Genomic DNA, 16,119 nt, shown 5'->3' on the forward strand with positions numbered 1-16,119 from the left:
TAAGAAAAACCGTAGAGTATGCTCTGCGGTTTTTTGTTTTTAAGACTTTAGCATTTGCAAAATGCTGTAAGAGGGATGCTGGAACAAAATCCCTCTTTCTCCGCAAAAGGAAATCCACAACTTTCGTTGTGGGTTTTTTGTTTTTAGAAAGATTGAAATTTAAATTTCATAATGTGTGGAAGCAAAAATCAAGCAAATCAAACTGGTTTTTTGCTTCTATGCTTGCCCTTTATTTCCAGTGTGGGATATACAATCCTTTTTTATTAAAAATGTAATCCAAAACCTAGACTGTTTTTTTTTAAATTAAAAGTCTAACCCTGAAATTGTTAGCTATTCAAAAGATAAACATGCCGTTTGTCGAGTTAATTTGAAACACAAACGGATACCCTCTATTTTTAATTACCCATTTCAATGTTATGTTTATATTAAACTTATATCCATCTGATTTTTATACAACTAGGATAGAGTACTTTTAACCTTCTTAAATTTAACACTATTGATTCTGTGGGGTTCAAGAATTACATTGTAACAATACTATTTTGTTTTGTTTTGTCTTTTGAGGCTTTTGGTCAGTGTTCACCAGATGTGACACCGCCTGACATTACCTGCCCTGCTGATGTTATTGTGGGCTGCCCTCAACAGGTTCCCTCTTTGACACCAACCACTTCTGATTTTTGCGGAGCAATCGCCATTCAAACATATACCCTGAGCGGTGCAACAACAGCTACTAGTGCAGCTACTGGAATTAACGATGCCAGTGCTGAAGACTTTTTAGCAGGAACAACCACCGTTACCTATTACATTGAAGACGCTTCAGGTAACTCGGCATCATGCAGCTTTGATGTTACGGTGAATGATTATACAGACCCCATTATCGTTTGTAAGGATGATATCGTTACCGTCAATGACCCGGGCGAGTGTACAGCTGTGGTTAATATGTACGCCATTGGAGTCTATCCATCCGCTTTCGATTCTTGTTCAGGGCTGTTTATTGTTCCAACAGGTATTCCAGCTGGTGGCGCTTTCCCTGTAGGTACCACAACGGTAACCTGGACGGTAACCGATGCGGCTGGAAATTCTGTTTCTTGTACACAAGATGTTACCGTGACCGATGAAGAAGACCCAACCATTAATTGCCCTTCAGATATTGTTGCGAGTACCGATCCTGGTCTATGTAATGCTAATGTGACAATTCCGTTAGCAGTACCAGCTGATAATTGCGCTGTAGTCTCCATTTCCAATGATTATAATGCGGGCGGAGCAGATGCCAGTGACACCTATCCTATTGGCACAACAACGGTAACCTACACGGCAACAGATTCTGCAGGTAGAACAGCCACATGCTCTTTTGATGTGACCGTGGTTAATTCTCAAGATCCTGTAATCACGCTAAATGGAGCAAATCCGCAAACCTTTGAAGCGTGTAGCACCTATACTGAATTAGGCGCAACCGCCATTGATAACTGTTTTGGTGATATTTCAGCTAGTCTTGTTATTGATACATCAGCTGTTGACATGGACGCTGTAGGCTCCTATCCGGTTACATACACAGTCACCAATGCGAATGGCGGGGAAACCCAAGTTATCAGAACGATTACTATTGTGGATACCACAGCTCCTACCCTAACGTTTGTGGGCCCTAATCCATTAACAGTGGCCGATTGTTCCACATATACCGAATTAGGTGCCACAGCCATTGACCCTTGTTTTGGAGATATTTCAGCAAGTGTGGTGATTGATAATTCTGCTGTGGATACCAGTACGGTTGGAAGTTATACGGTTACCTATAATGTGACGGATGCCAGTGGCAATTCGGCCGTGCAAATTATAAGAACCGTTAACGTGGTTGATGTCAGTGGCCCTATAATCACTTTGGTTGGTGATGACCCTCAAATTATTGAAGCTTGTGATGTTTATACCGATTTGGGTGCTATAGCTATTGATCCGTGCTTTGGTACTGATTATACAGCTGATATCATTAATGATACCTCAACCCTCGATACCAGTACGCCTGGCAGTTACACAGTAACTTATAATGTGATGGATGCCGAAGGTAATCCAGGATTAGAAGTTATACGAAACATAACCGTTGTCGATACCACAGGACCTATTATTACACTCCTTGGTGATGACCCTCAAATTATTGAAGCTTGTACGCCATACACGGAATTAGGTGCAACCGCTATTGACCCCTGTATTGGAACTGATTATACTAGTGATATTATCATTGATGCATCAGCGGTTGATACCAGTACAGTGGGCTCTTATAATGTGACCTATAATGTTATGGATGCTGAAGGGAATGCTGCTATAGAAGTCATCAGAACTGTAACCGTGGTTGATACCACTTCACCAAGCATTACCTGCCCTGCTGATATGGTGGTTAATAATGATGCTGGTCAATGTTCGGCTGTGGTTACCTATTCGGTTACTGCCAATGATAACTGTTCCGGAGAAACCATTACGCAAACAGATGCAACTGGATTAACATCGGGTGATGCCTTCCCCATTGGAACCACTATTTTAGAATATACGGTTACAGACTCACATGGCAATTCAGATACCTGTTTCTTTTCAATTACTGTCAATGATATGGAGTCGCCTAATGTTGTTTGTCAAGATGTTAGTGTGCAGCTAGATCCAGTATCGGGACTAGCAACTTTGTTGCCTAGTGATGTGGATAATGGAACATCCGATAATTGTAGTTTCACCTTATCCCTATCTCAAGATACTTTTGATTGTAGTGATATAGGTAACAATACGGTTACGCTTACAGCAACAGACTCCAATGGAAATACATCCAGTTGTGATGCAACCGTTACCATAACCGATTTAGCCGAGAATGCTTCTGTGAACATTGCAACACCAATTACTACCATATGCTTAAATCAAGAAATCACAGTAACGGCAACGCCTGTTGATGGTGGCAGCAACCCAACTTATCAATGGCAAATAAATGGTATTGACGTGCCTGGAGAAGTTACTGATACGTTCACAAGCAGTACTTTTAATGATGGTGATGTGGTAACCGTCATCATGACATCCAATATTTCAGTTTGTGCTGTACCCGTTACCAGTAATACAATTACCATAACCGTTAATGATTTTAATGCACCTGCCGATGCTGGTGCCGATGTTACTAATACGGTTTGTGTTGATACCACCATTACTTTAAGTGGTAGTGCAGTGAATGGCGTTGGAGCCGTTGGAACTTGGTCCGTAACTTCTGGGCAAACTAGTGGCTTTTCATTTTCAGATGTCAATAGTCCAACATCTGATTTTACAGGAGATATTGGTGAAACCTATACCCTTACCTGGAGTATTGACAATCCTGATCCCTGTGTGGATACCAGTGATAGTCTAACAGTAACTATGATAGGCTGTAATGCCTTGGATTTTGATGGTGTCGATGACAATATTACCTTTCGTGATAACTATAATTTAGGCAGTGCCTTCACGATTGAAGTGTGGATGAAATCAGACACCCAAAATTCGGATATTCAAACCATATTCTCCAAACGCGAAGCTACTAATCTTGTAGATGGTTATGATTTACGACTGGTCAATAATGCCATATCCTTTCATTGGAATAATGGCCAATCGGTATCATCAGGAGCAATACAAATCATCAATGATCGTTGGTACCATATTGCAGTGACCTATGATGGAGCTGATTATAAACTCTATATTGATGGTGTCTTTATTAATAGTACTTCGGATACCAATGAGCCCATTGACAATACGGTCGATTGTATAGCAGGCGCTATGGATCAGACCCTCAATGCACCTTTTTTACCTGAAAATTATTTTGATGGTGGTTTAGATGAATTACGTATTTGGGATGTTGCTCTGACAGAAGACCAAATCCGTAAGATGATGAATCAAGAAATTGAAGACAATTCGGGGGTCGTCAGAGGCTCGGTGGTGCCTTTGGATATTATTGGATTGAATTGGAACGACTTAAATGGGTATTATCAAATGAACCAAAACACCGATTTATCCGGTGGTAATCTGGTTTCCAATAGTCTAACCGGTATTAATGGGGTATTACGTTATATGACTACCCTGCAACCGGAAACAGCGCCACTGCCCTATCAATCAGTGAGTGATGGGGACTGGACCAACAACAATACCTGGCTTTATGGTAATTCGCAAGCAATACCAAACAGTATGGGTGTTGATGGCAGTACAGTCATCGATTGGAATATTGTCAGATCCTCACATAATATTTCTTCAGGTAACAACAATTTAACGGTTCTGGGACTCGAAGTAAATGCTAATACCCTACGCATTGAAAATACCGATCCGACTGATGGACAAAGTCTGCGTGTAACCGACTATCTGATGATTGATGGTGCCAGTACGGTTCTAAAACTGGTTGGTGAATCGCAGCTGCTACAGGATGTTGGTAGTGTGGTTGACTACACCGGAACGGGTGCTTTACACCGTGACCAGCAGGGTACCAACAATGTTTATAATTATAATTATTGGGGCTCTCCAGTAAGTACTGACGGGCTTTCCTATACTGTAGGTGGCAGTCTCTATGATGGTTCCCAACCCGTGCAATGGACCACCGGTTATGATGGCATTGGCAGTACCACGCCAGTGACCATGAGTAGTCGCTGGTTGTATATTTATGAGAATTATCCGGTAAATTCCTATGCCGATTGGGTACGAATCAATCAAACATCATCAGTTGCCGTACCACTTGGCTTTTTAATGAAAGGTAGCGGCACGACTGATCCAGAGCAGAACTACACCTTTGTTGGTCAACCTAATAACGGCACTTACTTATCACCCATTACAGCAGACTATGAAGCTTTGGTGTCCAATCCTTATCCATCGGCTATTGATGCACATGCCTTTATCAATGATAATAGTTCCAGTACATTGGGAACCCTCTATTTCTGGGAACATTATGTATCCAATAATACCCATATTACGGTTGAGTACCAAGGTGGTTTTGCTGCCTATAATTTAACTGGTGGCAATCCTGCAATTTCACCGCCAGAAATAAGTGGTTTGGGGACACCGTCAAAAATTCCGGAACGCTACATCCCCATTGCACAAGGGTTCAACGTACGCGGTAATAGTTCTGGTGGCGATGTGGTTTTCAACAATGATCAGCGTACGTTTGTTAAGGAAGCTGTAACCGGTGCCTTGGATAACGGGTCGGTGTTTATGCGAAACCAAAACCATGCTCAAAACCGACCAGAAGACCAGCCTATTCAACGGGTGCGCGTAGACTTTACGACACCAGAAGGCGCTTTAAGACCTATTATGATTGGCTTTGTTCCTAACAACCAAGCAACAGATGGCGTAGACTATGGTTATGATGCCTTGAATACTGAAGATTTACCAAACGATATGTCATGGATGATTGAAGGTCTACCCTATATTATACAAGGTGTTGGCGATTTTGACATAACTAAACGCTATCTCTTAGGTATATTCTTGGAAGACACGGGAACATTTGAGATTTCATTACGTGGATTGGAAAACTTTGAAGAAGACATTACCGTGTATGTTTATGATGCCTTATTGGAAACCTTTACACTTATCAATAATTCCAATTACAGTAATACCCTGGCTGGTGGTAATTATCTGGACCGCTTTTATATAGCCTTTACTCCTGATAGTATCTTGTCAACAGTTGATAACGATATGGATACCTTGGATGTCAACTACCTGAACGATTCGGAGGTTATTTATATCAACACCCCATATTCTTCACTTATTGAAGGGGTATCCTTGTTTAATATGCTGGGTCAAAACGTACAGACCTGGGATGTCAGTGATATGGACCAATCAACAGCCTTACGTATTCCTGTTAAAAATCTGGCCGAAGGCAACTACATCATAAAGGTTATTGGTACCGATGGTACTATTTCGAAAAAGGTGGTTGTTTCTAAAGATTAGTAAGACCTTTTCAATCACATACGTCACATGTGCTTTAACGAAAAAAAGTGTGTTTTATAGGTTTTTTATTTACTGGTAACTTAATCTATATTATTTTAAAAAACCTTTAATAAATGCGATTCATTTAATAGCACATGAAATCAGACTACATTAAGGAGGTTTATAAGGATATTTTTATTTCTTATTACAAGCCTTCATTGGAAGAACACATTACTAAAATGATGGAGCTGGATGCCTTTTTGCCGTATAGCTCGACTTATTTTTGTGTGACCAATACCCAAGAATTAAGCTTTGAATATATTAGTAAAAACATGCATGCCTGTTTGGGGCTGGACCACGAGGAACTGAAAGCCAAAGGGATGCGCTACTTTTGGAGCCGAATGCATCCGGAAGATATTGAAATATGGTTGAAGGCCATGAACCACCTGATGGATTTTACGCTTTCGGAAATATCAGAGGAGCAGCGCAACCGCATGAGTTATACCTGGAACTACCGGATTAAAAATGCCGATGGTGTTTATGTGAATGTGGTGCAAAATACCACGCCTCTGGAATTTGACTCGGCAATGAAGCCTATTATTGGGTTGGCCCATTATACGGTTTTACACGCGGATATTGGTATCAAACTTCCCATAACGGCCACCGCCAAGTATTTGAACGAGCAGAACGTTTATGAAACCAAGTATTTTAATAATTTTTCGCAAGGTTTGCTATCCGATGGTATTAGTAATCGGGAACGGGATATTATTAGGTTATTGGTACTAAATCACTCCAGTAAAGCTATTGCGCATAAATTGAGCATTAGTCCGAATACGGTGGATACGCATAGACGTAATATTTTGAAAAAACTAAATATTGCTTCAACAGGAGAATTGATTGGGATGTTGAAGGCGGGGAAGATGCCTTTGTGATTTGTGATCGTGCTCTGTTTTTAAGTATTGGAATTAGATGCTGAATACGTTTCGAGAACCTCAACGTCCATTCAGCATAACAAGTGACTATTATTATTGATGAATTATGTGTCTTTGAGAGCATATCGACATTTCGAGGACCTCAATGCAGGACAGCTCAATGTGGCACCTCAGACACCGGCCATCGAGACATTTTTTCAGACGCAAGGTCTGCGCAGGCTGAATGTCAAATGGATAATTTGAACGCTTCTCTATACCTGTCTGCCGACAGGCAGGCATTACGACTCTAAAGGTCGTGACACTCGAAGTGACGGGTTGAATGTTAGAGATTGCTTCGTTTTTCACTACTCGCAATGACAAAAAAAAGGTGCGTTTTATCGAATAAAAGCCACAATTACTCGAAATACTCAAATTGAGTATTGCATATACCCACCATTTCGTGCAATTTTATATTGCTATTAATCAATCTTTTTTTGAAAATGATGCTTAAAGACCTGGCTGGTTTTGGTTTAAAAATCTTACCGCAGGTCTTTTTTGTTTTTAAAATATACCCGGTATTGGGTATGTTTTGGTTTGTTGGCAATTGGTAGTTTTATACCAACCTTTGCTTCTGTCTTCCCTATAAACCGTTTCCCCTAGTTGGGTGTGCTACTTGGTTATTGTAATGCTATTAATTAAAACCAACTATTATGAGACGTTTTTACTTTTTCGTAGTTTTTACTCTAGTTACTTTTTGCACTGAAATTACATTTTCTCAAACCACCACGATTACAATAGGTGATTGGCATACTGGTTGGTACCAAAACAATGGCTATCATGATTCATCTAATACCAATTATTTAGTTGGTCCATATAACGGTAGAGTATACCATAACTTTTTTATTTTTAATTTAAATTCATTACCTCAAAATGTTGAAATAATAAGCGCGCAATTATCTGTAATTTCTGCAAGTTCAGTAATATCTTCATCAAATGCGACGTATACATTATTCAATGTTAGTAGTAACTATAATACAGTAAGAAATTCCTCAGGTAGTATTTCTATATGGAATGATTTAGGTTCTGGTCCTATATATGGGTCATACAGCGTAAATAACTCTGCTGGTTATAGAAGAGATTTTAGTTTAAATCAAACGGCATTGAATGCATTAGAATCACAAGCAGGGAATTACATTACCATTGGTGGTAGAATTACATCTGGAAACGGATATCTTTTTGGCGGAAGTGGTTATGGAACCCAAATATTAAGAATTACTTATAGAAATAATGACGTACCGCCTGTTATAAACTGCCCTTCAGATTTTTTTGTTGAAAATATACCAGAATCATGTGGTGCAATAGTATCTTTCGAAGCTACAGATACAGAAGGTATTCCTGCTTCAACGATTACATATAGTCACCAACCGGGCGATTTCTTCCCTGTGGGTACTACTACTGTGACCGCAACAGCTACGAATGCTGTGGGAAGTACTAGTTGTGAGTTTGATGTGGTGGTAGAAGATACGGAAGCGCCAGAGATAGAGTGTACTAATTTTACAAATATTGTTACTGATTATGGCGCCTGTACCCTTACAATAACGAACACTAATTTTGATATTCCTTTTACAGATAATTGTAGCGCTAGCGTTGTGAACGATTATAATAATTCCAATACGTTAATTGGCGCAGTTTTACCTATTGGGCAGACATATATTACTTGGACTGCTACTGACAATGCTGGAAATTCTGATGTGTGTTCACAATTAATAGAAGTGATTTCACCAAACCCTATAATTTATACTGTATCACCTAGTAATTATTCCCCTGGTGATACGGTCGTTATTGCCGGTAATTTCTTCACCGATATTGACAATACGGTTACTATGGATGGTATTGAGGCACCTATTATTTCGCAAACAGTAAACAGTATAACCGTTACTGCCCCACTGGATATTTGTTCAGGAATGGTTACTGTAACGAATGGTTGCGGACTGGCATCTAACAGCTCTCCTTATACGGTTAATGCACCATTCCTGAATGTGTTTACGCCCAATGATCTATCGACAGCGGGCAATCAATTAATTACCCTTGACGGGACTGATTTTAACAGTAACAGTACGGTAACCATTGGTGGCCAACCTGGATTGAACGTTAGCGTTTTAGATTCCAACACCCTAACATTTGTGACACCTCCAGATTTATGTGAAGGCAGTATTGAAGTTATCTCGTGCGGACAGGTTTCCAATAGTCTTAGTTACACTATGGAAAGCCCTATTATTGCCAGTGTAAACCCAAGCACATTACCTTATGAAGGCGGTGTAGAAGTGGTTATAAACGGATCTGGTTTTAGTGCTTCAAACAATACGGTTAGTTTTAACGGTGTGCCAGGTACTAATATTCAGAATGAAGGTTTCAATTCTATTACGGTAACTGCTCCTGCTGGGCTATGCAGTGGTTCGATTGTTGTTACCACTGCTTGCGGAACCAGTTCCGAATCCATTGCGTTTGAAGTTTTTCCGCCTAGTATCGTCAGTATTAACCCAAGCCCTGTTGTACCTGGAGCTAGTTTGACCCTAGAAGGAATAAACTTTAATCCTGGTCAAAATAGCGTCACTATCAATGGTTTTGATGCGCCCATAAGTTCAGAAAGTTTTAACAGTATCACTGTTACGGTACCTAATTTAAATAATGCCTGTGCAGCGGATATCGTTGTTACGACCTGTAATTTAGAATCCAATATATTTAGTTCACCTGCCTATGAGCAGGAGCTACCAACACTGGTATGCCCAGCAAACATCAATGCCATTGCCACCAGTGCGGCTGGTGCTGTTGTAAGCTATACCGCTCCTGTTGGAACGGATAACTGTACCGGAGCTACGACCTCTATGATTGGTGGCTTGGCCAGTGGAGATACTTTCCCTATTGGTGATACGGTTGTGGCTTATGAAGTGACCGATACATCAGGGAATAGTGCGCAATGCTCCTTTGTGGTGACGGTTGTAGGTGTGGCACCTGAAATAGTGTGTCCGGCTACGATTACTGTGAGTAACGATGCTGGACAATGTGGTGCTGTGGTGACCTTTGAAGCCACGGACATTGTGGGTATTCCTGCATCGACCATTACCTATGATTATCAATCAGGAGATTTCTTCCCAGTGGGGACTACTACCGTAACAGCTACAGCAACCAATGCGGTAGGAACCAGTATCTGTACGTTTGATATTGTGGTGAATGATACGGAAGCTCCTGTAGTGAGCTGTCAGGATATTACCATAGCATTAGATGAAAATGGCCAAACTAGCATTGATGTGTCTGATATTAATGGAGGTGCCAGTGATAACTGTGGTATTTCTGATTTATCGTTTGTAAATGGTACCTCCAATAATGGTTTGTTAACTTTTAATTTTACTGCCACGGTAACAAGCTCTGAATTTACTTCAATAACAAATGGTTCTCAAATAACTGGTTATTACAGTTATGATCCTAACCTAACAGATCAAAACACTAGTAATACTTTTAATGGTTGGTATAGTCCTGTTTTACTTCATTTGGAATTTGAAGATAGTTCTGTAATAGAAGCTTCTAATGCTAATTTCTTTATAAACAATAATTCTAGTGGGGGTGGAACAGTAGATGAGTATTCTGTAAGAATGGATAGCAATCCTACTTTATTAACAGGGGTTTTTGCCGGTCTCACATGGGATTTTGGAAGAATACATCGATTTACATATGACGGTGATGCAATTTTTAATGATCAACTTCCTACAATTGCTCCCGATTTGAATTTATTAGATGGTGATCAAAGTAGTGTAAGATTTGGTGGTTATGATTATAATGAAGGTTCTTTTTCGCCATACCAGGGTATATTTTTTAATATTAATTCTATAACACAAGTTGAATCTAATGTAATTAATTTTAATTGTGACAATTTAGGTGATAATAACATTAATTTAAATGTAACAGATAACAATGGCAATATATCTACCTGTACAGCCAATGTCACGGTTATAGATAATATTGCTCCAAACATAACTTGCCCTCCCAATATCAATACAATTGCTACCAGTGCTGCTGGTACTGAAGTAACCTATACCGCTCCTGTTGGAACAGATAACTGTACACCAACCACCACCTTAATAGCAGGCTTGGAAAGTGGTTCCACCTTCCCTATTGGAGATACGACAGTAACATACGAAGTAACCGATGTAAGTGGTAACAGCACACAATGCTCCTTTGTGGTGACGGTTGTTGGTGTGGCTCCTGAAATAGTGTGTCCTAACACCATAACGGTGAGTAACGATATCGGGCAATGTGGTGCTTTGGTGAGTTTTGAAGCTACTGATGCCGTAGGTATTCCTGCTTCAACGATTACGTATAGTCACCAGCCAGGGGATTTCTTCCCTGTGGGTACTACTACTGTGACGGCAACAGCTACTAATGCTGTGGGAAGTACTAGTTGTGAGTTTGATGTAGTGGTGAATGATACGGAAGCGCCTTTGGCTATTTGTCAGCAGGGTGTTGTTGTTCTATTGGATGACAATGGTATTGGTACCCTAGCGGTTGAAGATCTGGATGGCGGTTCAACCGACAATTGCGGTATTGCAAGTATTTCAGTGAACCCATCTAATTTTGATTGTAGCCAAGAAGGGCAATTGATTCCTGTTGCCTTAACCGTAATCGATATTCATGGAAATAGTAGTACCTGTGTGACTGACGTAGAAGTAGATGATATCATACCACCTACTGCCGTATGTCAAAATATTACTATCGCCCTTGACCACAACGGACAAGCCAGTATAGCACCTAGTGAGGTAGATGGTGGTTCGTTTGACAATTGTGGTTTTACCAATCCGTTATCTGTGACACCCAACAGTTTTGATTGTTCAAATATTGGAACCAACATGGTTACCTTATTGATAGGCGATGGTAATGGCAACCAATCAACCTGTACAGCGATCGTGACTGTTCAGGACAACATCGCACCAGAGATCACCTGTGTACCAAATACCACTTTTGATACCGATCCAGGTGTTTGCGATTATACCGTAGTGGGATCTGAACTGGATGCCACCTTTACCGATAACTGTGCGTCCGGTAGCATTACCAACGATTATAATAACGATGCTTCCCTTGCTGGAGCCATATTCCAACAAGGTACTACCCTAGTGACCTGGACTGTGGATGATGGTAATGGCCAGGTTGTGACGTGTACAACCGAGGTGACCGTTGAAGATAATGAAGCTCCAGTAGTCAACTGCTTGAGCCTACAAGTGCAATTGGATGAGTTTGGTAACGGTAGTATCTCTGAAGAAGATATTAATGGTGATTCCACGGATAACTGTGAGATTGCAAGTATTGAACTGTCACAATTGGATTTTGATTGTTCAGATATTGGTGGTGACCTGGATGGCCTGATCATCTCCGAATATGTAGATGGTGCTGGTGACAATGATTGTATTGAGATTTTTAACGGTACCGGTAATACGGTTAACCTATATGGTGACAACTACGTGCTGCGCGTCTATGCCGATGGTGGTACCACGGCTTTATATGAAGTGCCTTTATTGGGCAGCATAGCCGACCGTGATGTGTATGTCCTGTGCTTTGGTAATAATGATGGTGCCTCACAGGCTGACCAGATCGATGGTTTTGCCTTTGATGGTAACGATGCCGTGGCCCTTGTCAAGGATGGCAATGCGGTTGACGTTGTGGGTGTCATTGGTAACAACCCAGGAACGGGATGGTCTTCTGGTGGTGTCAGTACTGCTGGTACAACACTTGTTAGAAATGTAGATGTGCTTCAAGGTAATATCAACGCCTTTGTGGCCAATTTATCAAGTGAATGGACACAGTTCCCTCAAGGTACCTATGGTAACCTAGGGGCTCATGATATTGAGATTACCGATCTGGCCAATAACGTGATACTGACCGTAACCGATACCAGTGGTAATGTGTCTACCTGTGAGGGTAATGTTACCGTTGTGGATCTGGTTCCACCGGTTCCTGCCTGTCAGGATATTACCGTACAACTGGGTATTGATGGTACGGCTACTGTAGCACCTTCCCAAGTGGATAACGGTTCTACCGACGTTTGTGGTATTGCTACCCTGGAATTGAATGTAACCGAGTTTGATTGTTCGAACATTGGGGCCAACCCAGTGGTATTAACGGTAACAGATGTTAATGGTAATACCGCTACCTGTAGTGCCACAGTCACTATAGAAGATAATGTGGCACCTACGGTGGTGACACAGAACATTACGGTTCAGTTGGATGATCAGGGTAATGCTTCCATTGAAGCGCTTGATGTCGATGGTGGTTCTACCGATGCCTGTGGTATTGAAAGCTATGCGGTGACACCAAACAGTTTTGATTGCTCTAATATTGGAGAGAATACGGTGACCCTAACCGTTACAGATATCCATGGTAATGCGGCCAGTGAAACGGCTGTGGTAACTGTGGAAGATATGGTTAACCCAATTGCGGTCTGTAACGATATCTCTATATATCTCAATGCGGATGGCACTTATACCCTATCACAAAGTGATATTGATGCCATTGCTGATGGCAGTACGGATAACTGCGATACCGATTTAACATATAGTGTATCTCCTGATACGTTCACTTGTGCCGAAGAAGGTGACAATACGGTTACTTTAACGGTAACGGATGATTATGGCAACTCATCTACCTGTACGGCTACCGTAACAGTGGATGGTAGCTTCCCAGAGGTGACTATTTCTCAAAGTGAGCTTCCAGAATTCTGCCAGGGTGCTGTAGTGGTCTTAACGGCCAACAGTGATGAGGCTGTGGAATACTTATGGAACTCCGGTGAGGAAACAGCTTCCATTGAAGTGGGTGCCAACGGTATCTATGGTGTCCTAGTAACATCGGCTACCAACTGTACAGCTTATGCTGAATTTGAGGTGACTGGCTTTGATGCTGGTGCGCTTGTGGCGGCCTATACCATATTGGCGGAAGAGGATGTTTACTTGCATGGCAATAATTTAGTACAAACTGGTGCCGTGGGTGCCATGGATCCAAATATTGGTAATATCAGATTGCACCAAGCCACCACGGTGGTCGACTTTGGACAGGCGGTCAGCTTTGACTTGAATCAGGGCAGTACCATTGGCAGTCAGGTGTTTGCACCTGCTAACCCAACAATCCCTGCGTTTGTATACAACACACTTTCAAATGCCGGTAGTCCGGATGCGACCGTGAACAACAACCAGACACAGACCCTCAATGGCAGTGTCTATGACGTGGTGACCGTGAAGCAGAATGCAACAGTGATATTTACACAATCTAATGTGTACATCAACGAGTTGAATACCTTTGATGGGGCTTCCATCGAGTTTGAAAACTGTGCCAATGTCTTTATCAACGAGAAGTTCATGCTGGCACAGAACGGTACCATCAATGCGGACGATCCGAACAAGGTGGTGTTCTATGTGAACCAGGATGTACAGATTGAGAAAGGTTCTTATGTACGGGCTAGTATTCATGCTTATTTCCATGAATTATTGGTGAAAGGTGACCAGAATGGCGCGCCTACCTATATGACGGGTCTGTTTATTGCTAATCGTGTGCATGGTAACAAAAATACCGTCTGGAATGCTGATGATCTCTGCGATCCATGTCCTGTTGACCAACCAGTATCCGGTGGTGATGTAACCGACAGCAGTGACCTGCGTCTGGGCATCGACATGGAAGTGACCGCATGGCCGAACCCATCCAAGGGCAACTTCAACCTGAAGCTGAAAACGGCTGTGAGTACCGAGAATGTTGATATCAAAGTATACGACATGAACAACAGGCTTGTTCACAAAGGAGACTTTGGATATGACGGTACACACGTGTTCGGTGATAAACTCGACGGTGGCGTGTACATCGTGAAAGTGACCCAAAGCGGTATCACCAAGTCGGTCAGACTGGTACGATATTAACTCTTAAATTATTTATAAACAACTTAAAGAATATTAATTAAATCGATATTATTATGAAACTTAAAATGCAAAATTTGTGCTTATATGCACTGTTATTAGGGGTTGGTATGTTATTACAAAATTGCCAAGAAGATGAAATTAGTTCTCCTAATGCTGAAGAGGGTAATCAATACAAGAATGACAAACCCTCAAAGAAAACAATAAGTATCCCAGATATCAATTTTGAGCAGGCCTTAATTGAATTAGGAATTGATGATGTTCAGGATGGGTTAGTATTAGAAAGCAATGTTGAAACTGTTACCGAGTTATTTCTTTCCAATAGAGGAATTTCTGATTTATCAGGAATTGAAAGTTTCACTAGCTTGGTTATACTTGATTGCAGTGGTAATCCTATTGAGAGCTTAGATGTTAAAAAACTTCTTGCTTTAGAGATTTTAAATTTTGACAACACGTTGGTTTCCAGTATCGATGTTAAAAAAAATGTTGCGCTAACAGTTTTGAGTTTTTCTAATTGGTCTATTTATACGCTTCCTGATGACGACCCAAGAACTATATGGGGAGGACCTTTTATTTCTGATATCGATGTGAGTGAGAATATCGCTTTAAATCAATTATGGGCAGATCAAAATGAATTAACAAGTCTGGACGTAAGTAATAACACCGTATTAAACTGGTTGCACGTTAAAAATAATCCACTTACTTGTGTTCAGGTAAATGAAACGCAACTTGCAGCCGTAACACTATCACCACAACCAGCTCCGTACTGGTGGACCAAAGATGCTGAAGCTATTTATTCCTTAACTTGTCCCTAATTAATTATAATCGAATTAAAAATAAGGGCATCCAAAATGGTTGCCCTTTTTTATTCTTATCCGCAACTCAAATCAACTCAAATCAACTCAAATCAACTCAAAAATAATTACTTTTTTAATCACTGAAATTACTTTTATTGAATACTTTTTAGATAGTAAAATTAAGTCGTGTATATTTTGATGTTAGTATTCAATTGAAAGGTGTCATTGAGAACTTCAAACACCAGCCAAATTTTAAGAGATTACTTCTACTGACTGTAAACATTAGCAGTGCAATGACCTGGTGTAGTTGTTTGCATATTACGTAGTCTCCACACGTCTACATTTTAGATCGCTATGATATAAGAGCTACTTGTGTCTTTTATCCAAATTTTTTAACAATTTAACGAAAAAACAATTTCGTAACCTTTTATTAAACTTTAAATTTTGGGAACTTAATTTTTAATTACCTACTTTTAACCTGCTATTAATCAACATATCTACTTCTTTAGGGATAGGTTGTAACTAACCAATATCTACGTAAATTAAATCTTTCTAACAGAACAGCTT

At 40.7% G+C, this 16,119-nt stretch carries 4 protein-coding genes; all 4 read left to right on the plus strand.

Annotated features, from left to right (window positions below; genetic code table 11):
• Positions 1 to 504: 504 nt before the first annotated feature.
• The 4 genes from ACKXGU_RS02100 to ACKXGU_RS02115 all read left to right on the plus strand — a co-directional run bounded on the left by ACKXGU_RS02100 (position 505) and on the right by ACKXGU_RS02115 (position 15,570).
• Positions 505 to 5,919, plus strand: a complete 5,415-nt coding sequence (locus ACKXGU_RS02100; protein ID WP_463466433.1) for an immunoglobulin-like domain-containing protein — start codon at positions 505 to 507, stop codon at positions 5,917 to 5,919.
• Positions 5,920 to 6,053: 134 nt separating this feature from the next.
• Positions 6,054 to 6,830 carry a LuxR C-terminal-related transcriptional regulator gene (locus ACKXGU_RS02105; RefSeq protein ID WP_463466434.1) on the plus strand — a complete coding sequence of 259 codons (777 nt, stop codon included), beginning with the start codon at positions 6,054 to 6,056 and terminating at the stop codon, positions 6,828 to 6,830.
• 689 nt (positions 6,831 to 7,519) lie between these two features.
• Complete coding sequence (locus ACKXGU_RS02110; RefSeq protein WP_463466435.1) at positions 7,520 to 14,758, plus strand: HYR domain-containing protein; 7,239 nt, start codon at positions 7,520 to 7,522, stop codon at positions 14,756 to 14,758.
• Positions 14,759 to 14,811: 53 nt separating this feature from the next.
• Complete coding sequence (locus ACKXGU_RS02115; protein WP_463466436.1) at positions 14,812 to 15,570, plus strand: leucine-rich repeat domain-containing protein; 759 nt, start codon at positions 14,812 to 14,814, stop codon at positions 15,568 to 15,570.
• Positions 15,571 to 16,119: the final 549 nt, after the last annotated feature.

Source organism: Hanstruepera sp. CR43 (assembly GCF_055227665.1).

What these genes read in the sequence shown, in the direction of transcription:
- ACKXGU_RS02105 (WP_463466434.1), top strand. Translation starts at nt 6,054, where the DNA reads ATGAAATCAGACTACATTAAGGAGGTTTATAAGGATATTTTTATTTCT.
- ACKXGU_RS02110 (WP_463466435.1), top strand. Translation starts at nt 7,520, where the DNA reads ATGAGACGTTTTTACTTTTTCGTAGTTTTTACTCTAGTTACTTTTTGC.
- ACKXGU_RS02115 (WP_463466436.1), top strand. Translation starts at nt 14,812, where the DNA reads ATGAAACTTAAAATGCAAAATTTGTGCTTATATGCACTGTTATTAGGG.